Source organism: Cronobacter turicensis (assembly GCF_041222865.1).
In the GTDB taxonomy this organism is placed as follows: domain Bacteria; phylum Pseudomonadota; class Gammaproteobacteria; order Enterobacterales; family Enterobacteriaceae; genus Cronobacter; species Cronobacter turicensis.
In genome coordinates this window covers 1-21,478 of sequence record NZ_CP165999.1, presented here as the reverse complement: position 1 = coordinate 21,478, position 21,478 = coordinate 1, and the positions used below count along the sequence as shown (strand labels likewise).

The window sequence follows — 21,478 nt, the reverse complement described above, 5'->3', positions numbered from 1 at the left end:
GGCAACTATTTTTGCAATATTTGTTTTCATTAATTTCATAATTTCCTCATCTTTATTGACAATATATTTACCTGCTTATGGATGCTTCTTCTCACGCCGTACACGCCCGCCGCACAGGACAATCGCTCTGGCCGCTGGCGCTGTGCGCGGGTCTGCTCGGGATCGGGCAGAACGGTTTGCTCGTGGTATTGCCGCAACTGGTACAGATGACGGGGCTGTCGCTCTCCGTCTGGGCCGGACTGCTGATGTTCGGTTCGATGCTATTTCTGCCCGGATCGCCCTGGTGGGGACGGCAGACGGAAGTGCGCGGCTGTAAATTTGTGGTGGCGGCGGCGCTCGGCGGTTATCTGCTGAGTTTCGCCGTGATGGCGCTGGTGGTCTGGGGAATGGCGCGCGGCGTGGTCGGCGTGTCCCTGGGGCTCGCCGGGCTGATTATCTCGCGTGCGCTCTACGGCCTGACGGTCTCCGGCATGGTGCCTGCCGCCCAGACGTGGGCCATGCAGCGGGCGGGCATGGAGCACCGGCTCGCGGCGCTTGCCTCCATCAGTTCCGGCCTGAGCTGCGGGCGTCTTATCGGCCCGCCGCTGGCGGCCGCCGCGTTAAGCGTTCACCCGCAAATGCCGCTCTGGCTGATGGCGCTCGCGCCCTTTATCGCGCTGCTGCTGGTGGCGCGCCAGCATAACGATCCGCCGCTTGCGCCCGTGGCGCGCCAGTCGACGCGCCTGCGTGCGGATATGCTGCCCTTCCTTGCGCTCGCGCTGCTGCTGGCCGCCGCGGTCAGCCTGATGCAGCTCGGCCTGTCGCCGCATCTGCGCCCGCTGTTTCATGGCGATCTCCGCGCCGTCAGCCATCACGTGGCGCTGCTGCTAAGCCTGGCGGCGGCGAGTACGCTGCTGGCGCAGTTCCTGGTGGTGCGCCCACAGCGCCTTCAGCCGCGCGCGCTGCTGATGGCGGCGGCGGCGCTGATGGCAACTGGTCTGCTGCTGATGATCCTGCCGGGGCTGGTCACCTTTTACGCCGGTATCGCGATAACCTCTTTCGGCGCCGCGATGGCGACGCCTGGCTATCAGGTGTTGCTTAACGACCGGCTTACCACCGGCAAAGGCGCGGGCGTTATCGCCACCAGCCATACGCTCGGGTATGGCGTAAGCGCCCTGCTGGTGCCGGTGATTTCTCTCTGGTTCGGCGAGCAGATGCTTATCGCTGCCGCCTTTATCACCGCCGCGCTGTTTTTACTGTTAAGCATCGGCGTCTGGCGCCGCGCCGCGCCGCAGGAGCCCACCGTATGACCGCCAGTTACCGCATTTTTAACGTGACGCTGCGCCGTCGCATTCCTGTCACCCCTTCGCTGCTACGCTGCGTGTTCACCGGCCCTGATGTGGCGCACATGAAGCATGAAGCGCCCGATCAGCGCATCAAGCTGATGTTCGCGAGGCCCGACGGCGACACCGCCAGGCTGCCGGTGAGCGACAGCTGGTATCAGGACTATCTGGCGCTGCCGCGCGAGCGGCGGCCTTTTATGCGTACTTACACGTTGAGAGCGCTGCGTAGAGAGGCGTGCGAGTTGGATGTCGAGTTTGTGCTGCACGGCGACAGCGGCCCGGCGTCGCGCTGGGCGATGCACGCGAAACCTGGCGACACGCTACAAATCGTCGCGCCGGATCGTGATTTTCCTGGCGACAGCGGCGGCTATGAATGGCGCGCTGACGACGCGCTTCGTCAGGCGCTGCTGGTGGCCGATGAAACCGCGTTGCCCGCCGCGCTCGGCATTCTCGAACAGCTCGCCCGCCAGCCTGCGCCGCCGCGCGTACAGGCATTTCTGGAAGTGCCGCTGGCGCAGGACATCCAGCCCCTGCGTTACCCGTTTGCCGATATCCACTGGCTGGCGCGTGATGAAAACGCGCCACACGGCGAGCGACTACTGGAAGCGGTGAAAGACGCCGCAGCGCTGCCTGCCAGCGAGCTGGTGTCGGCGCAGACGACCGCAGACGATAATGACGAAGAGACGCTTATCTGGCAGCGCGCCGGCGGGGCAGGGACGTTTCGCGCCTGGGTGGCGGCGGAATCCGGCGCAGTGAAACGGCTGCGTCACTACCTGACGCGCGATCGCCAGCTCGATCCGGCCCGCGCCTGCTTTATGGCGTACTGGTCGCGCGGGAAAAGCCACGTATGACGCCCTGCTTTTACAGCATACAGGCTGTATCCTGTTTTTAACACCCTTCAGGCTGTAATTGCATACTACAGCCTGAAGGGTGTAAAATAGAAAATACAGCTTATCGTATGTATCCGAGGATGCGACCCGCCCGTATGAACACCTGCTATCCACTGAAAACGCTTAGCCAGCTGCGCCCGCTGCTGGTGGGCTTTCGCAAAAATCAGGGGCTGACCCAGAAAGACGTCTCCGCGCGGCTGGGCGTTACCCAGCAAACCTATGCGCGCCTGGAGGCGAACCCTGAAACGGCCAGCATCGAGCGCCTGTTCCGCGTCTTTAACGTGCTCGGCATTGAGATAACGCTCAGCGAAACGCAGACGGCTGACGCCGACGCGCCCGCGCGTGACGATTCGCCTGCCCGCCGCGAGGCGTGGTAACCATGCGCCGCCCGTCGCGTTTAGCGCTCTGGATGAACGGCATCCCGGTCGGTTACTGGGATAAACATAACGGCGAAGACCGGCTGACCTATTTACCTGCGTGGCCCGGTGATCCGCAGGGCAGGCCGCTGTCATTGTCGCTGCCGTTCACGCCCGGCAATCAGCCGTACCGCGGCGCGCGGGTGCGTGATTACTTCGACAACCTCCTGCCGGACAGCGAAAACATCCGGCGGCGGCTGGCGATGCGCTACCAGGCGCAAAGCCTGGAGCCGTTCGATCTGCTGGCGGAGCTGGGGCGCGACTGCGTCGGCGCCATTCAGTTGCTGCCTGCCGGTGAAACGCCGGACGGGCTGTTTACCATTCGCGCCCGGCCACTCTCCACAGTGGATATTGCCGCGATGCTGCGCCACACCGCCGGGGCCTTCCCTGGTCAGCATGGCGGCGAAGAGACGTTGCGGCTCTCTATTGCGGGCGCGCAGGAGAAAACCGCGCTGCTGTGGCACGAAGGCCAGTGGTGTCTGCCGGAGGGCAACACGCCCACCACGCATATTTTCAAACTGCCGCTCGGGCTGGTGGGTAATATGCAGGCGGATATGCGCACCTCCATTGAAAACGAGTGGCTCTGCGCGCAGCTGCTGGAGGCCTGGGGCATTCCGGTCGCACGCACGCAGATGGCGCAGTTTGAAGAGCAGAAAGCGCTGATTGTCGAACGTTTCGACCGCCGTCTGTCCGGCGATGGCCAGTGGTGGCTGCGCCTGCCGCAGGAAGATATGTGCCAGGCGCTGGGCGTCTCGCCGCTGCGTAAATATCAGTCCGACGGCGGGCCGGGCATCGGCGACATCATGACTATCCTGAGCCGTTCGGAAAACGCACAGGCGGATCGCGCGCACTTCTTCCGCGCCCAGATCATCTTCTGGATCCTCGCGGCGACCGACGGCCACGCCAAGAATTTCAGCATCGCGCATCTGCCCGGCAACCGGTATCACCTGACGCCTCTGTATGACGTCCTTTCCGCCTGGCCGGTCATCGGGCCCGGTCGTCACCAGATTGCGTGGCAGAAGTGCAAGCTGGCGATGGCCGTGCGCGGCAGCAGTAACTATTACCATTTGAGTCAGATCCGCCGTCGTCACTGGCTGCGTCAGGGCGAACTCGCCGGGCTGTCGGCGGCGCAGGTCAATGCCATGATTGATGAGCTGATAGCCAGCGCGCCCGCGGTCATCGCGCGCGTGGCCGATGCCCTTACGCCCGATTTCCCCGCCTTTCTGGCCGGGGCGATTTTCGACGGCATGCGCCAGCAGTGCGCGCGTCTCCTGGCCGCGTAATCGCCCATTCGACGCCGTGTCGCACGCGGCGTCGTCACTCCTTCTCCTGACGCGCCTCGTCGCGCTTCCCGGCACTTCTCCGGTAATGGTCTATGATTGTTCACGTATGCCGCCAGGGCCGGGACATTCCGTTATCCGTTGTACCCCCCAGCAGAAAACCGCTTTCACACAGGCGGCCTGCGCGCTACCGGCCCGCTGCGGCACCCGGCTCATGCTTACACGTTAACGCTCCTGAGGCACGCCGCAGGAGCGGAAATTGCGCGATCGCGCCACTGCTCACTTCTGGATTAAACGAGGTAACAGAATGGAGTCCACATTCCTGAAAAGTTGGGGTAGCGAATATGTGGCGGACGGCGCCGTTCGCTTCCGTCTCTGGGCGACCGGACAGAAGCGCGTGACGCTGCGCCTCGCGGGCCAGGATTTGCCCATGACGCCGACAGGCGATGGCTGGTTTGAACTGGACGTGCCGGGCGTCGCGCCCGGAACCGAATACTCTTTTGTGCTGGAAGACGGCATGACCGTGCCGGACCCGGCCTCGCGCGCTCAGAAAGCGGATGTCAACGGACCGTCGCTGGTGGTCGATCCCAGCGCGTACCCATGGAAAACCACGGACTGGCGCGGCCGCCCGTGGGAAGAGACGGTCGTCTATGAGATGCACATCGGCACCTTTACGCCGGAAGGCACCTTCCGCGCGGCAATCGAAAAGCTGCCGTATCTGGCGCAGCTTGGCGTCACGATGCTCGAAGTGCTGCCCGTCTCGCAGTTCGGCGGTAACCGCGGCTGGGGCTACGACGGCGTATTACTTTACGCGCCGCACTCCGCCTACGGCACGCCGGACGATTTCAAAGCGTTTATCGACGCCGCGCACGCGCACGGGCTTTCCGTGGTGCTGGATATCGTGCTCAACCATTTCGGCCCGGAAGGCAACTATCTGCCGCTGCTGGCGCCCGATTTCTTCCACAAAGAACGTATGACCCCCTGGGGCAACGGCATCGCTTATGACGTCGACGCGGTGCGCCGTTACATTGTGGAAGCGCCGCTCTACTGGCTCAAAGAATATCGCTTAGATGGCCTGCGTTTTGACGCCATCGACCAGATTGAAGATACCTCGGCAAAGCATGCGCTGATTGAAATTGCCGAGCGCATCCGCGCGGAAATCACCGATCGCCCCGCGCACCTCACCACCGAAGACAGCCGCAACGTGATTTTCCTGCATCCGCGTAACCCGGACGGCAGCGCGCCGCTGTTTACCGGCGAATGGAACGATGATTTCCATAACGCCATTCATGTGTTCGCCACCGGCGAAACGCACGCTTATTACCAGGACTTCGCCGATCGGCCGGAAAAACTCGTCGCCCGCATACTGACGGAAGGTTTCGCGTATCAGGGCGAGGTGTCGCCGCAGAGCGGCGAGCCGCGCGGCGTGGACAGCACCGGCCAGCCGCCGGTCGCGTTCGTCGATTTTATCCAGAACCACGACCAGGTCGGCAACCGCGCCTGGGGCGAGCGCCTGATTGAGCTGGCGGGCAGCGACCGCACCAAAGTGCTGCTCGCGACGCTGCTGCTCTCGCCGCACATTCCGCTGCTGTTTATGGGGGAAGAGTACGGCGAAACCAATCCGTTCCTGTTCTTTACCGATTTCCACGGCGAGCTCGCCAAAGCCGTGCGCGAAGGACGCGCGCGCGAATTCGAAGGCCACGGCGACTGGGACGGCGACAGCGTGCCGGATCCGAACGCGCAGCAGACGTTTGAAATGTCGAAACTCGACTGGCAGAAGCCGGAGAGCGAAGAGGGGAGGGCGTGGCTTGCGCTCACCCGCGAGCTGCTGACGCTTCGCCGTGAGCATATTGTGCCGCTGCTGGCAACGGCGGGCGGCCACAGCGGACGTGTCGTCGACACCGCGCCGGGTTTTGTGGCGGTGAGCTGGACCTTCCCGAAAGGCACGCTGTCGCTGGCGCTGAATATCAGCGAGCGCCCGCAACCGCTGCCGGATCTGCCGGGCGATACGCTGTTTGCCTGGCCGCAGGGAAGCGACGAACTGCCCCCTGACAGCATTCACGTTCGCCTGGCGAAAGGAGACGCGCAATGAGTATTCCTTCTTCAACGTACCGCATTCAGTTTCGCAACGGCATGACATTTGACCGCGCGGCGGGCCTGGTGCCTTATCTGAAGCGGCTTGGCATCAGCCATCTGTACGCGTCGCCGGTGTTTACCGCGACCACCGGCTCCACCCACGGCTATGACGTGACCGACGCCAATGAGATAGAGCCCGCCATCGGCGGTCGCAAGGGCTTCGACCGCATGGTACAGGCGCTTAAAGCGGGCGGGCTGGGGCTGATCCTCGATATCGTGCCCAACCATATGGCGGCGTCACTGGAAAACCCGTGGTGGCGAGATGTGATTGAACACGGCGAAAAGAGCCGTTACGCCCGCTATTTCGATATCGACTGGACACGCCGCCTGACGCTGCCGTTCCTGGGCGACACGTTTGAAAACGTGCTGGAAAACGGCGAAATCAGCGTTAAGCCCGATCCGAAAACCGGCAAACCGGCGATCGCCTATTACGACAGCTTTTACCCGCTCAATCCGGAGACCTGGCAGGGGCGCGAGGCGGAAGTGCTCGCGATGACCGATAAACAGGCCATCGCTGCGCTGCACGACCGCCAGCCGTACCAGTTAATCTCCTGGCGCGATGCGCCGCGCTCGCTCTCCTACCGCCGTTTTTTTGAAATTACCGGGCTGGCGGGCGTGCGCGTTGAAGATGACGCCGTGTTTGACGACAGCCACCGGCTGATCCTCGACCTGGTGCACTCCGGCGCGGTGGATGGCCTGCGGGTGGATCACGTCGACGGCCTTGCTGATCCGAAAGCGTATCTGGAGCGGCTGCGCGAAAAAGCCGGGCCGGATTGCTACATCACCGTGGAAAAAATTCTCGGTAAGGGCGAGCAGATCCCGGATGACTGGCCGATTTCCGGCACGACGGGGTATGAATTTATCGCCGCGCTCTCGGATGTGCTGGTGGATGACGCGAAGCTCGAGGATCTCAGCAAGGCGTATCACGAGGTGGTCGGGCAGGAGGTGGATATGCGCGCCGAACTGCGCGACGCCAAACTGCTGATGGCCGACCGGAATTTCGAAGGCGAATTCACCACGCTGCTGCGGCTGGCGACCCGCATTGCGCAGCAGGAGGGCGTAACGCCGGAAGAACCGGCGTTGCGCGACGCGCTGCGAGAACTGCTGGCGGCGTTCCCGGTGTACCGCACCTACGGCACCGCGCACGGGCTGACGCCCGCCGACAGCGCGCTGTTGCAAAAAGTGGTCGCGAAAGTGCAGGCTGGCGAGCATGCGCCGGATGCGCAGGCGCTCGGGTTTATCACCGATGTGCTGGCCGGGAATATTTCCGGCGCCTCAGTTGCCGACGCCGCCACGTTCCGCACCCGTTTTCAGCAGCTTACCGGCCCGCTGATGGCGAAATCCGTGGAAGATACGCTGTTCTTCCGCCAGAACATGCAGCTTGCGCTCAATGAAGTGGGGGCCGAGCCGCTGCCGCGCACCTTCTCGGTGGATCGTTTCCATAAAGAGATGGTGCTGCGTCTCGCGCATCAGCCGGACGCGCTCACCAGCACGTCGACGCATGACACCAAACGCGGTGAAGACGCCCGCGCCAGGCTTTATGCGCTCACCGAAGCGCCGCTGTTTTATGCCGAGTGCGTCGCGCGCTGGCGTCAGCTGAACCAGACTAAAGTGGTGTTCCTGAATGACGGCACCGCGCCGAAGGGCACCGATACCTGGATGCTCTATCAGGCGCTGGCGGGCGTCTGGCCCGCCACGCTGAAACCGGATGATGAAGCGGGCCTGAAAGCGCTTGAAGAACGTTTTCTCGCTTTTGTGGAAAAGGCGCTGCGCGAAGCGAAGCTGCGCACCGACTGGGCGGACACGAACGATGCCTATGAAAAAGCGGTGCTGGATTACGCAAGCCATATGCTCTCGCCGGACAATCAGGATTTCCTGACGGATTTCCATGAGGCATTACAGCCGTTTATCCGCGCGGGCCTGGTCAACAGCCTGACCCAGACGGCGCTGAAACTGACAGCCCCCGGCGTGCCGGATATCTACCAGGGCAGCGAAGCGCTCAACTTCAGCCTGGTGGACCCGGATAACCGCCGCGAGCCGGATTTTATCGCGCTCGACAGTATGCTGGCGCCGCAGGCGAATCTTGCCGCCACGCCGCAGGACTGGATCAGCGGGCGCCTTAAACAGCACCTGATCGCCCGCGTGCTGCACCTGCGCCAGCAGGATCCGGCGCTGTTCCGCCACGGCGACTATTTGCCGCTCCATGCTGAAGGCGAGTTCGACAGTAACGTCATTGCTTACGCCCGCACGCACGGCGATAACGCCATCATCGTCATCGCGCCGCGGCTGATGTTCACCGCGCTCTATGAGAGCGCGTCGCTGCCGGCAAGCGGCGGCTGGCCCGACACACATATCGTGCTGCCAGCGTCACTGGCTCACCGTCGCTGGCGCAACGTACTGACCGGCGAGACGCTGAGTCTTACCGATCGGATAACCCTGGAGACAGCTGATGGCTGCTCGTCCGTGATACTGATAACCGACTGATTCCATGCAAATAAACATCATGAATCGTGGTAGTCCTGAAAATTTACGGCCTGGATGGAGAGGGATAAATGTCAAACGATAAGGCTTTTGAAATCACGGCGGGATGCAGTTATCCCCTCGGCGCAAACTACGACGGCGAGGGGGTAAACTTCGCGATTTTCTCGGCGCACGCAGAGCGTGTGGAGCTGTGTCTTTACGATCCGAGCGGCAAACACGAAATCGCCCGCCTGACGCTGCCGGAATATACGCACGAAGTCTGGCACGGTTATGTGCCGGGCCTGCAACCCGGCGCGCTGTATGGCTACCGCGTGCACGGGCCGTACGATCCGGAAAACGGCCACCGCTTTAACCCGAACAAGCTGCTGGTCGACCCGTACGCCCGCGATCTCGTCGGCAATATCGAATGGAACGAGGCGCACTTTGCCTACGATCTGCTGCACGAAGATAAAGATCTGACGTTTGATGAGCGTGACAGCGCGCCGTATATGCCGAAGTGCCGGGTTATCGACCCGAATGAGTTCGACTGGCAGGATCAGAACCGTCCGTCTGTCGTCTGGCCGCACACGGTGGTGTATGAGACCCATGTGAAAGGCTTCACCCAGCTCAACCCGGCCATACCGCCGGAGCTGCGCGGCACCTATGACGGCATGGCGCATAAGGCGTCGGTGGATTACATCAAAAGCCTCGGCATTACGTCTGTTGAATTGCTGCCGGTGCACTGGTTCCCGGACGATCAGCATCTGCTGGATAAGGGGCTGAAAAACTTCTGGGGCTACAATTCACTTAACTTCTTCGCGCCCGCCTCGCGCTACTTCGGGCCGCGCGGCATTCAGGGTTTCCGCGACATGGTGCGCGCCTACCACGACGCCGGTATCGAGGTTATCCTGGATGTGGTTTATAACCACACCGCCGAAGGCAACGAGCTTGGCCCGACGCTCTCGTTTAAGGGCATCGATAACTTCTCTTATTACCGCACCATGCCGGATCAGCACCGGTATTACATTAACGATACCGGCACCGGCAACACGGTGAATACGTCCCATCCTCGCGTATTGCAGATGGTGATGGATTCACTGCGTTACTGGGCAGAATCGATGCATATCGACGGTTTTCGCTTCGATCTGGGCACCATTCTTGGCCGCGAGCCGGAAGGATTCGACCAGCGCGGCGGCTTCTTTGACGCCATCATGCAGGATCCTGTGCTCTCGAAAGTGAAACTTATCGGCGAGCCGTGGGACATCGGCCCTGGCGGCTACCAGGTGGGCGGCTTCCCGCCGGGCTGGGCGGAGTGGAACGATAAATACCGTGATACGGTGCGCGAATACTGGAAGGGCGATAACGTCTCGACCGATTTCGCGGCGCGCCTGCTCGGCTCCGGCGACCTCTACGATCAGCGCGGCCGCCGTCCGTGGGCAAGCGTCAACTTCATTACCGCGCATGACGGCTTCACGCTCAACGATCTGGTCTCCTATAACGGCAAGCACAACGAGGATAACGGCGAAGACAACAACGACGGCCATAACGACAACCGCTCCTATAACTACGGCGCGGAAGGCCCGACCGACGACGAAGGCATCAACGCGGTGCGTGAACGCCAGAAACGTAACTTCCTCGCCACGCTCTTTTTCTCGCACGGCACGCCGATGCTGCTGGCGGGCGACGAGTTTGGCCGCAGCCAGATGGGAAATAACAACGGCTACTGCCAGGACAGCGAGATCTCCTGGGTGCACTGGGAAAACCTGCCGGAAAGCGCCGAAGCGTTGCGCGAGTTTACCCGTCACGTGATCCGCCTGCGCGCCGAACAGCCGTTGCTGCGCCGCGAGAGCTGGCGCGACGGAATGGAGATCAAATGGTTTAACGCGGGCGGCGGGCTGCAGACGCCGGAACAGTGGGATGAAGGCTCGACGCTTGGCCTCTACATCGGGCGCTCCGATTTGCAGGAGCAAGAGGGGATCTGGCACGACGTGTTGATGCTGTTCAACCCGTTTGAAGGCACCGTGCCGTTCCGCATTCCGCAGTTTGGCGAAGAAGGCGGCTGGGTGCTGGAGCTGACCACGTCCGATACCGCGAACCACGGGCTGGTTATCACGAAAGAGAAGGATTTTGAGCTGGAAGGGCGCAGCATCGCGCTCTTCAGACGGCCTTAATCGCGACGCCATAACACCTACGGCGCAGGGGCAACCCCGCGCCGTTTTTTTTGGCCAATCAAAACGCCACGTTCATCCGCGCCATGATGGTCTGGGCGCGCGAACCGCTGTCATCCAGTCCCAGCGTACCCTGATACGCGAGGCCTGGCGTGACGCCGTTCGGCAGCTGCATATCCACCCCGACGCCCAGCGCCAGCGACTGCCGGTTCTGTTCATACAGCGACATTCGCCAGGTATCACTGCCCGTATCCGCATAACCGACACGCGCGCTGCCGGTGTCATTCATCAGGCGGGAATATTCGACACGGCTTTGCAGCCGCACGCCGCCCCAGGTAAGCGGAACGCGATGTTCCGCGCGCAGACCCGCGCTGCCCGTGACCTGAGAGAACCGCTGCGGCGCGAACGCCAGGTTATACATGCCCGCGTCCGATTCGGTGTAGCGCTCAAGGCGAGTCTGCGAAACCTGCACGCGGCCATACGGAGAGACGAGGCTTTGCGGCGAGCGGAACTCGTAGCCGGAGGTCAGCGCGCCGAAAACCTGGCTTCCGGCGCGACTGCCGCGCGCGAAGGCGTCCGTTTCGCTCACGTCGCGTTTACTGTCGAAATCAAGACGGCTGTAGCCCAGCAGCCCGTCGACAAAAACCGCATCCGGATGATAGCTCGCATACAGCGCGGTGCTCAGCGAGCGGCCATTGCTGCGGGTGCCGGTATCGCCGATATCGCTGACGTCGCGCCCGAAGCCGATGCCGACGCCCGCCGTCACGGTGGGTGTGAAACGGTAATCCACCCCGGTGCTGACGCCCACCAGCGTGTGGCTTAAGCGCATCGTACTGTCTTTATCACGCCCGAAATCGACATAACCGCCCGTCCAGTAAGACAGACGCTGGCCGGGCGCCTGCGTTCCGAGCGGCAGCGCGGGCGGCAGGCTGTTCTGCGCATCCAGCTGCGCCTGCTGTTGCAGCGCCGCATCCCAGAGATCGGTATCCAGCCCGCGCTCCGCCTGCGAAGAAGGCAGGGCGAAGTGTACGCCATTCAGGCTGGACGGTACGTTTTCGCTGCCGTGCAGTTGTTCGAGACGATCGTTGAAGTTGCGGATCTGCGCGCGGGCGAAGTTTTGCGCCGCCTGGTACTGCGCGCTGACGGTGCCCGTCACGCTGGCGTCTTTCGACGGATCGGGGCGGGAGGCGATACTCAGCGTAATGGTCGCAGGCGGAGTGGCGCCGGAGGCGTTTAACAGCACGTAGCGCAGCGCGACGGTGCCGCTGGCCTGCGGCGCGGCGGTAAAGGTGAGTTCGTAATCGGCGCCCCGCGGCTGAATGGTCGCGCTGCCCTGGCGTTTATCCGGGGCCGCTAGCAGACGCGCGCCGGTGAACGGGCCGCCGGTAGCGCCGCGCGTGAGCGACACGCGGGCGACGCGTCCGGCTGAGATCGACGCGCTCTGATCCACCGCCTGCGCCGCCGCGGCGTTGATGTGCAGTGTATAGGCGGCGTGAACCACGGCGCCATTCGCATCGGTGGCCGAAAGCGTCAGGGCGCTGTCGCCTGACGCGCGCGGGGTGCCTTTCAGGATGCCGTCGGAGAAGGTAAGCCCCGCGGGCAGCGTACCGTTCAGTTGCCAGGTATAGGGCGTTGCGCCACCGCTCACCGTGAACGTCTGCGATAAGGCGGTGCCGACCGTGCCAGGCGGGAGTGCGCCCGCAGCCGGCGTCATTACGAGTGTGGCGGCTGGCGGCGCGTCATTCGTCACCACGAGCGTATAGGTCACGGTGGAAGAAATACCCCCGGCGTCCTGCGCGGTCAGCGTGAAGCTGAAACTGCCGGACGTGGTGGGCGTGCCGGAGAGCGCGCCGGTTGTGCTGTTCAGCGTAATGCCTGCTGGCAGACCATGCGCTGCCCAGGTATAAGGCGCTGTGCCGCCGGTAGCCGAGAGACTCTGCGACCAGGCGCTGCCTTTAGTGGCCGCCGGGAGCGCGCCGCTGGCGGGAGCTATTGTGACGGTCGCGGGCGCGGTAATGATCAGCGATACCGTGGCGCTTGCCGACGTGCCCGCGCTGTTGCTGGCGGTATACGTGAAACTGTCGCTGCCGCTATACCCGGCCAGTGGCGTATAGGTGACCGACGTGCCGGAGATAACCAGCGTGCCATGTGCCGGGATGGTAACCAGATTCACGGCCGTAGCGCTGCCCCCGGAGAGGGCGAGCGTAATCGGGTTATCGTGGCTGTTGGCCGCCACCTGTGCGGAAACATTGCCCGCTACCGGCGTCTGCTCGTTGCGCTGGACTGTGACGCTGTAATTTTTCGTGGAGCCATCTTCGGCGGTGACGACGATCCCGAAAGTATTTATGCCCACGCTAAGGTTAAAAGCGGTCGAAGCGGCGCCCGACGCGACAGCGTTGCCGTTAATGGTAACCGTGGCGGCGGCGTGAGTGGTGACGGGCGTCAGCGTCACGGAGGCGACGGCATAGTCGACCGTGGCATGGTAGCTGGTGGCGCTGGACGAGAAACCGGGGGAGAGGGCGCCGCCGGAAAACGAGAGCCCGCTCAGCGTGGCGTCTGATGAGAGCGTGACTGCGGCGGTACAGGAGACGGTCACCGGGCTGATAAAACCGTTGGCCGTCGATACTTTCAGGTAAAGCCCGTCTGCGGTGAGCTGCGCGCCGGTCACCGTGGTGCTGAAACTCCCGGCATTGCCGTCTGAGCTGTAATGCACCAGATAATGCCGGGAGAAGTTCCGGGAGTGCATAAGAACCGCATCTGCACTCATCTGGGAGCCGCCGGCGCCTCCACCATTGTCAGTAAATGAGACCGTGACGCTTTCATCCGCGCTGAAAGCGCTGGCATTGTACGTGCTGGTGGCGGAACTCACCGGGCTTGCGGCGTTCAGGGCCATACACGCCGAGGAGAGCGCGCGGGCGGGCGAGATCGTTATCGCCAGGAGGACGAGAAAAACAGCGAAAAAACAGACCGCGTTAAGCAGCCCTGAAACGTGACGCGCCATCATTTACCCGCAGTGAAATGATCAGAAGGGTTGGATTGTTGCGCAGCGTAACATTGTGAGTGCGGTAACGATGGGCCGATATAACCAGGTTTTCAGGGACAATTAGCGGCGTAGCGACAAGGGCTTACTCCGGATCTTTTTTCTGTTCGTCTTTTTTCAGGGGATCGCCTGCCGGCATGCGAAACAGCGGCTTGTGTTTAAGCGAAGGAATGGCGTTTCTTCCCTCGGCGGGTGGGTTACGGGATGGCCAGTACCACAGAATATCGCAAATCAGTTCCAGCAGATAATGCATACGCCCTCCGGCGGTGAATAATGTTATCCATCATACCGAAAAACAGGGCGCGTTGATAATGCGCAGGTCCGGCGCTTGACCCATGACAAGGCGGCGCACCGGTAAGCCTTCTTATAATCACGCCCTCAATCCTTCACTGGTGTGATGCTATGGCTTACCAACTCAACCTGAACTGGCCGGAATTTTTAGAAAAATACTGGCAGAAAAAACCTGTCGTGCTGAAACAGGCGTTTGCGAATTTTATTGACCCGATCACGCCGGATGAACTGGCCGGGTTGGCGATGGAGCCGGAGGTCGACAGCCGTCTGGTGAGCCACGCTAACGGAAAATGGCACGCCAGCAACGGCCCGTTTGAACATTTCGACGGGCTTGGCGACACCGGCTGGTCCCTGCTGGCGCAGGCGGTAAACCACTGGCACGCGCCGTCCGCCGAGCTGGTACGACCGTTTCGCGTACTGCCGGACTGGCGCCTGGACGACCTAATGATTTCGTTTTCCGTACCGGGCGGCGGCGTCGGCCCGCATATCGATCAGTACGACGTGTTTATTATCCAGGGCATGGGCAGCCGTCGCTGGCGCGTAGGCGATAAGCTGCCGATGCGTCAGTTCTGCCCGCACCCGGCGCTGCTGCATGTCGATCCGTTCGAGCCGATTATCGATGAAGATCTCGAACCGGGCGATATCCTTTATATTCCGCCAGGCTTCCCGCACGACGGATTTACCCACGAAACGGCGCTCAACTACTCCGTCGGTTTTCGCGGGCCGAACGGGCGCGATTTAATCAGCAGCTTTGCGGATTATGCGCTGGAAAACGATCTGGGCGGCGAGCACTACAGCGACCCGGATCTGACCTGTCGCGACCATCCGGGCCGCGTCGAGGCGTATGAGCTTGAGCGCATCCGCCATATGATGATCGGGCTGATTAACCAGCCGGAAGACTTTACCCGCTGGTTTGGCTCGTTCGTCACCACCCCGCGCCACGAACTGGATATCGCCGCCGCCGAACCGCCGTACACGGCCGAAGAGGTGCGCGAGGCGCTGCTTGGCGGGGAAACCCTTACGCGCCTTTCCGGGCTGCGGGTGCTGAACGTCAACGGCTGCTTTTTCATTAACAGCGAGCAGTACGACACCGTGGATCCGCGCGCGGCGGATGTGCTGTGCCGCTATACCGACGTGGGCCAGAACGAACTGGGCGACGCGCTGCATCATCCGGCGTTTATTGATGAGCTGACCGACCTGATAAACCAGGGCTACTGGTTCTTCGACGAATAAACGTTCCTGACGACTTTCATTTCCAGTGAAGGCCGTTTTCTTTTTAAGATTGTCTGTGACGAATAGCCTGGCGTTCGTTAATAAAAGACCAGAGCTTCGATTTATGCCGACAATACATTATCCGCACCGCCGATAATAAAATAACCTGCCAGATTCTTTTCTTTGTCAGTAAACGACGCGGCAGAAACCAAAGCTAAACGCTCTGTAAACTGAACGCGTGAAGACGTTTACTTTAAGCGGCTGCGTTTTATACTGCCGGAAAATTATTGATGGAGATCCCTCCCCTGAACAGCGATACCGGATTTTATTAACGGGCAAACTCGCGACGTCACCTTCGCTGTTTGCCTCTCATGGCGGGCAGCAATGTTTTACTTCTTCTTATTGCACCCCAGGCTTTTATCCTTGTTTTATTAAGGAGTGCTTACCTATGTTTTTTATTCATACGGCGCTGTTCCCTCCGCCTTTCCGTTAATTCCTTTCCTTTTTTAAACATATTCTTCAGCACGCCTTTACTTTTTAAAGGTGAAATCGCGTGCGCCTTATAAAACCGTGGCGGCGATGCGCGGACGCGTTTCGCTGCCTGCTGAATAACAGGTGCCGGTATGGCAAAGCACAATCAAAAAAACCTGAACAGCGCCGCTAAAACACAGGCGGCGTTTTTTTGCATCGAAGCGGCGTCCGCGGAACGCCCGGAACAAACATTAGCGCGGCTGGAAAGTAGTGAAAATGGGCTGCCTGAAAACGAAGCCCGGGCGCGCCTTGCCGTTTATGGCCCGAATACCGTGGCGCATGACAATGCGCCGCCCGCGCTGGTGCAGCTCTTACAGGCGTTCAACAATCCCTTCATCTATGTGCTGATGGCGCTGGCGGTGATCAGTTTCTTTACCGATTACGGGTATCCGTTGCGCGCAGGGCAGGAGACCGATCTGACTGGCGTGATTATCATCGTCACGATGGTGCTGTTCAGCGGCCTGCTGCGCTTCTGGCAGGAGTTTCGCACCAGTAAAGCGGCGCAGGCGCTGAAATCCATGGTCAGCACGACGGCGACCGTGTTACGCCGTACCGCCAGCCATCGCGACGGCGAAAAACGGGAAATCCCGGTCGAGGCGCTGGTGCCGGGCGACATTGTGTATCTCTCGGCAGGCGATCTGATCCCGGCGGATTTACGCCTTATCGCCTCCCGAGATCTGTTCATCAGCCAGGCGATACTGAGCGGCGAATCACTGCCCGTGGAGAAATATGACGTTACCGGTCATGTGCAGGGCAAAGGCGTCACGGCAGATGACCTGCCCGGCGATAACGCCAGCCTGCTGGAGCGAGGCAATATCTGTCTGATGGGCACCAGCGTCGCGAGCGGCACCGCCTGCGGCGTGGTGGTGGCGACCGGCGCGAAAACGTATTTCGGAAAGCTTGCGAAATCGCTTGTCGGCAACCGCACTCAGACGGCGTTTGATAAAGGCGTGAACAGCGTCAGCTGGCTGCTTATTCGCTTTATGCTGGTGATGGTGCCGGTGGTGCTGCTCATTAACGGCTTCAGCAAAGGCGACTGGCTGGACGCGACGTTTTTCGCGCTGGCGGTCGCGGTGGGCCTGACGCCGGAAATGCTGCCGATGATCGTCAGCGCTAACCTGGCGAAAGGCGCGATAGTGATGGCGCGCCGCAAGGTGATTGTGAAGCATCTCAACGCGATTCAGAATTTCGGCGCGATGGATGTGCTGTGTACGGATAAAACCGGCACGCTCACCCAGGACAACATCGTGCTTGAGAGGCATCTGGACTGCCACGGCCATGACAGCCTGCCTGTGCTGTCGCTTGCCTGGCTGAACAGCGTCAACCTGAGCGGATCGCGCAACCTGATGGATCAGGCGGTGCTGGCCGCCGGGCAGGCAGCGCTTTCGTCTGCGGTGCAGTCCGGCTATTTCAAAATTGACGAGCTGCCGTTTGATTTTGTACGCCGCCGTGTTTCTGTAGTGGTGGAACGTTATGGCGCGCATCAGCAGACGCTCATCTGCAAAGGCGCCGTCGAAGAAATGCTCGCGATATCAACGCACATTCGCGATGGCGACACGGTTTATGCGCTTGATGACGCGCGCCGCGCCGCGTTTGCGCGCTTAACGCGCCAGTACAATGCGCAGGGTTTCCGGGTGCTGGTGGTGGCGACACGCGAACTGCCGGAGCCGGGGCTTAATCATCCGCTCTGCGTGGCGGATGAAAATGGGTTGATTATTGAAGGGATGCTGACGTTTCTCGATCCGCCGAAGGCGAGCGCGGCGCAGGCGATTTCGGCCCTCCATGCGCACGGCGTGACCGTGAAAGTGCTTACCGGCGATAACCCGCTGGTGGCGGCCAGCATTTGCCAGGCGGTCGGGATCGACAACCACGAGATCCTCACCGGCGATCGGATTGAGGAGATGGACGAGGCGCAGCTTTCAACGGCTGTCGAACACGGCGCGATTTTCGCGAAGCTGACGCCGCTGCAGAAATCCCGCATTCTGCGCGCGCTGCAAAACAACGGTCACACGGTGGGGTTCCTGGGCGATGGCATTAACGATGCGCCCGCCCTGCACGATGCGGATGTCGGTATTTCGGTCGACAGCGCGGCGGATATCGCCAAAGCGTCGTCGGACATCATTTTGCTGGAAAAAGATCTGAGGGTGCTGGAGCAGGGGGTGCTGACCGGGCGCGAGACCTTCGGCAATATCATCAAATATCTGAACATGACCGCCAGCTCGAACTTCGGCAACGTCTTTTCTGTGCTGGTGGCGAGCGCCTTTCTGCCGTTCCTGCCGATGCTTGCTATCCATCTGCTGGTGCAGAACCTGATGTACGACATTTCACAGCTCTCGCTGCCGTGGGATCGTATGGATAAGGAATTTCTGCGTCAGCCGCGCAAATGGGATGCGCAGAATATTAAGCGCTTTATGATCTGGATGGGCCGACGTCGTCGCTGTTCGATATGGTGACGTTTGCGGTGATGTGGTTTGTTTTTGCCGCTACTACGCCTGCGGCGCAGTCACTCTTTCAGTCCGGCTGGTTTGTCGAAGGATTGCTGTCGCAGACGCTGGTTGTGCATATGCTGCGCACCCGGAAAATTCCGTTTATCCAGAGCCGCGCCGCGCTGCCGGTGCTGGTGACGACCGGGATCGTTATGGTCACCGGGATAGCGATTCCGTTTTCTCCGCTCGGCCATATGATTGGTCTGGTGCCGCTGCCGTGGGCGTATTTCCCGTGGCTGGCGGGGATCCTTTTCGCCTATTGCGTTGTCGTGCAGGGCATGAAATGGCTGTATATCCGCAAATTTGGCCAGTGGTTCTGAGTTATCAACCGACAAAGGGGCATGCGCCCCTTTGTCATTACCGCGCGCGCCGTTGCGTTTATTTACGTTTTATCACCCGCGAGCTTCGAATTCAGCGCCCGATTTCTATATCATTCAGCCCCTGTTTACGCCCTGTGCGTTTTTTCTTAACCGGCCTGCGAAACGGCTTCGGTACATTCTTAATCCATTAAGCTGAAATATAGACAATGACAATATCAACCCCCACGGACAGCGGCCTGCCAGCCCGTAGCCACTGGAGATTCAGAGACACGCTCTGGATGCTGGGCGTTTACGGCGCTACCGTCGGCGCGGGCACGCTGTTTCTTCCTGTTGAAATCGGCACGCGCGGCCCGCTGGTTTTTCTTCTTCTGCTGATACTGGGCATTCCGCTTTCGCTGGTGCCGCATGTGCTGATTTGCCGCGTATTTATGCGCGATAAACAGACCGATGACGGCACGCTGCCGCTGTTCGGCGCGTTTTTCGGCCCGAAGGGGAGGGCGGCGATCCGGATTTTCTTCTGCGTCGCGCATTTCCCGGTCACGCTGGTGTATGCCATCTCGCTGGTAAATGCTATCTCGGATTACCTGATGAATCGCATGCATGTCGCGCCGGTAAATCGCGCGCTGCTGGCGTTTGTCGTCGTGGCGGTGCTGTTTCTGGCGCTCAGCAAAGGGCGCGATAAAGTCGTCAGCATGATGGGCGCGCTGGCGCTGCCGTTTGCGTTATCGCTTCTGCTGATAGCGGTGCTCCAGATCCCCGCCTGGAGCCTGGCGAATTTCAGTATGCCGCTCATTCCGGCAGGCGAGCCCGTGGGCGACGCGTTGAAAAATATCTGGCTGACCTTGCCGCTCATCTCTTTCGCGCTCTGCTCCGCGCCGTTGATTGCGCCGCTGGCGTCGTACTATCGTGAAAGCGGTCATGGCGGCGAAGTGAAGTCAGTACGGGTGGTGCGCGTGGCGTATGCGCTGATTATTTTCAGCATTGTGTTCTTCGTGCTGAGTTGCCTGCTGGCAAACCCGCCGGCGACGTTCGCCAGAGCGAAAGCGGAAAACCTGAACATGCTCTCGGTGATGCAGAGTCAGGGCGGTCTCGATCTGCTGTTTATCCTCGCGCCGTTTATCGCCATCGTAGGGATGACGAAATCGTTTCTCGGCGTGTGCCTGCCTGTGGCGGAAACCATGACGGCGCTGATTGCCGAGCGCACCGGTATAAAAACGCGTGCGAAGACGCTCGCGTTCCTGGCGATGTTTGTCGTGACATTCGGCGTGGTTGACCTCAACCCGGACGTTATTACGCTGATCGAAACCGTCTGCGGGCCGCTGACCGCCATCTTCCTGTTTCTTATCCCGACGTACCTGATCTATACCCGTGACGCGCTGCGCTCGCTGCGAGGCCCGACGGCGGTCGTGGTCGCTGCTGGCGGCCTGCTCACGGTTTCTGCGCTGCTTTACAGTACGTTCTGAAACCGCTCGTCTTCTTTTCTCTCACAAACCCCGCATCGGCGGGGTTTTTTAATGATTTCCATCCGTATCGCCACCCGTTTGCGACATAAAATTTTACCTGCCCCCATAAAAAATAACCGGACAACTTACCTTTTTATTTCCGTAATTCATACTGAGGAAAATCTTAATTCGCCAATTCACGGTATAAGGAATAACTTATTTATCGATAATTATTTCGGCAGTTGACGCCTTTAAGATTTTTGCCTATCTTCACACTTAATTAAGTTTTAGCACCGCTTAACTATCCAATTCTCCTGATGATATGAGCTGGCCTTTCTGACCTTTGAAATGCTGGCGGGAGAGTCAGACACACAACGGGGTATTCAACGAGACGCTCGTAAAATTGTAATGCGCAAAAGGTACGCAAACGCTGGTGGAATGGTCTCCGGCGTGGGGATAAGTCGTGCCCGTTAACCGGCGCCATTATTATTTTGTTACCCATTTAACCGCAGCGGTATTCAACGCCTTTTCAGAAATGAATCAGGGCGGGATTATTACTTTTGTAATTACACGCTTAAGGAAAATAAAATGACACCACCTAACAATTTGTTCACCATTGAGCCGCAACATGACCGGAAGGCGTTTTATTCACTGTTAAAAGAGCATGGCATTCATGCCAGCGATCTGATGGGGATGCTCGCCAGCGGAAATATTCCGGACGTGATGTATCGGGAATCAGAAATCCTCTCGGCGCTGGCGATTCTGTCATGCCGAAATACTAACAGTCTGGTCGTCTCCGGCAATGAAGGCGTCGGGAAGTCCTGTTTTGTCCGCAATCTTTCCCGCTACCTGTTACAGATCCAGCCGGGCTGCCATCTGGCGGAAATTAATATGGTGTCGCTGTATGCAGGTAATACCAGTCAGGAAGAGGTAGAAAAAAAACTGGCGCTGGCGGTTGAGCTGGCCGAGCGCCATAAAGTCATTCTGTATCTGGACGGTACGCACGCGTTCACCGCAGAAAATGACCAGCTGTCGGCAGGGATGCGCATTCTTCTCTCTCTTAAGCCGTATCTGATGTCGTCGTTCCGGTGCATTATTTCCGCACCGTGCGAGGCGACGGAGACCCTGAAAAACGACGCTACGTATAAAAAACGCTTCCGGTTTATTACGCTCTGCTCGCTGAATGACATGCAAAAGAAAAATGTGATCCTGCAACGTTTCGGGCATTCGCCTTTTATTGAAGATGCACTGGCGGAGTCTGGCGGCGAAACGCGGGAATTACATCAGCTTATTGAGAATATCGATTATCTGCAGTCGCTGGAGCGCGTGAAAGCGAAGCTGGAATTTACGGATGCCTGATTGCGGCGGTGAGATTTTCCGGCTTTTTGATACGTAATGATGCCATCGTCACAAAAAATTTAAGATTAAACTCATCTCTTAAGTTTGCCTTAAGGTTCAGACGCTACGATAGCATCATCAGGAAA

The 21,478-nt window shown here is 60.0% G+C and carries 13 protein-coding genes and 1 pseudogene; 12 read left to right on the top strand and 2 right to left on the bottom strand.

Annotation, left to right across the window (positions count from 1 at the left end; all coding sequences use genetic code 11):
• The first annotated feature begins 77 nt into the window (after positions 1-77).
• The 7 genes from AB8W27_RS21060 to glgX all read left to right on the top strand — a co-directional run bounded on the left by AB8W27_RS21060 (position 78) and on the right by glgX (position 10,675).
• On the top strand, positions 78-1,289 hold the full coding sequence (locus AB8W27_RS21060; protein WP_015740476.1) for an MFS transporter: 1,212 nt from the start codon (positions 78-80) through the stop codon (positions 1,287-1,289).
• Positions 1,286-2,173: a siderophore-interacting protein gene (locus AB8W27_RS21055; protein ID WP_041924251.1), complete on the top strand. Its 888-nt coding sequence runs from the start codon at positions 1,286-1,288 to the stop codon at positions 2,171-2,173. The genes AB8W27_RS21060 and AB8W27_RS21055 overlap by 4 nt, the downstream gene beginning before the upstream one ends.
• 134 nt (positions 2,174-2,307) lie before the next feature.
• The gene (locus tag AB8W27_RS21050; RefSeq protein WP_015740474.1) at positions 2,308-2,589 is read left to right on the top strand and encodes a helix-turn-helix transcriptional regulator; all 282 of its coding nucleotides are present in this window, start codon (positions 2,308-2,310) and stop codon (positions 2,587-2,589) included.
• Between the two features lie 2 nt (positions 2,590-2,591).
• Positions 2,592-3,911, top strand: coding sequence for a type II toxin-antitoxin system HipA family toxin (locus AB8W27_RS21045; RefSeq protein WP_015740473.1), 1,320 nt, complete (start codon positions 2,592-2,594; stop codon positions 3,909-3,911).
• Positions 3,912-4,215: 304 nt separating this feature from the next.
• On the top strand, positions 4,216-6,000 hold the full coding sequence (gene treZ, locus AB8W27_RS21040) for a malto-oligosyltrehalose trehalohydrolase (protein WP_041924250.1): 1,785 nt from the start codon (positions 4,216-4,218) through the stop codon (positions 5,998-6,000).
• Positions 5,997-8,528 (top strand): malto-oligosyltrehalose synthase, encoded by a 2,532-nt coding sequence (treY, locus tag AB8W27_RS21035; protein WP_015740471.1) that lies wholly within the window; start codon positions 5,997-5,999, stop codon positions 8,526-8,528. Before treZ ends, treY begins: the two co-directional genes overlap by 4 nt.
• A 68-nt stretch (positions 8,529-8,596) precedes the next feature.
• Entirely contained in the window at positions 8,597-10,675 is a 2,079-nt protein-coding gene (glgX, locus tag AB8W27_RS21030) for a glycogen debranching protein GlgX (RefSeq protein WP_015740470.1), read from the top strand.
• Between the two features lie 58 nt (positions 10,676-10,733).
• Here the strand turns inward: glgX and AB8W27_RS21025 are convergent, their stop codons facing one another.
• On the bottom strand, positions 10,734-13,418 hold the full coding sequence (locus tag AB8W27_RS21025) for an autotransporter domain-containing protein (protein ID WP_282914044.1): 2,685 nt from the start codon (positions 13,416-13,418) through the stop codon (positions 10,734-10,736).
• A gap of 64 nt (positions 13,419-13,482) precedes the next feature.
• Between AB8W27_RS21025 and AB8W27_RS21020 the strand changes: the two genes are divergently transcribed.
• Entirely contained in the window at positions 13,483-13,665 is a 183-nt protein-coding gene (locus tag AB8W27_RS21020; RefSeq protein ID WP_282914043.1) for a hypothetical protein, read from the top strand.
• A gap of 132 nt (positions 13,666-13,797) precedes the next feature.
• On the opposite strand, the gene AB8W27_RS21015 is transcribed toward AB8W27_RS21020, so the two are convergent.
• Positions 13,798-13,965: a hypothetical protein gene (locus tag AB8W27_RS21015; RefSeq protein ID WP_007767731.1), complete on the bottom strand. Its 168-nt coding sequence runs from the start codon at positions 13,963-13,965 to the stop codon at positions 13,798-13,800.
• A 149-nt stretch (positions 13,966-14,114) separates the two neighbouring features.
• Here AB8W27_RS21015 and AB8W27_RS21010 point away from each other — a divergent pair, with 149 nt between their 5' ends.
• From AB8W27_RS21010 to AB8W27_RS20995, 4 genes and pseudogenes are all read left to right on the top strand, one after another.
• Positions 14,115-15,236 (top strand): cupin domain-containing protein, encoded by a 1,122-nt coding sequence (locus tag AB8W27_RS21010; protein ID WP_041924249.1) that lies wholly within the window; start codon positions 14,115-14,117, stop codon positions 15,234-15,236.
• 602 nt (positions 15,237-15,838) lie between these two features.
• Positions 15,839-18,552 (top strand): annotated as a pseudogene (gene mgtA, locus AB8W27_RS21005) (magnesium-translocating P-type ATPase).
• Positions 18,553-18,758: 206 nt separating this feature from the next.
• Positions 18,759-20,015, top strand: a complete 1,257-nt coding sequence (locus tag AB8W27_RS21000) for a hypothetical protein (protein ID WP_012815845.1) — start codon at positions 18,759-18,761, stop codon at positions 20,013-20,015.
• A gap of 567 nt (positions 20,016-20,582) precedes the next feature.
• Positions 20,583-21,353 (top strand): AAA family ATPase, encoded by a 771-nt coding sequence (locus tag AB8W27_RS20995; protein WP_161578214.1) that lies wholly within the window; start codon positions 20,583-20,585, stop codon positions 21,351-21,353.
• Positions 21,354-21,478 lie beyond the last annotated feature (125 nt).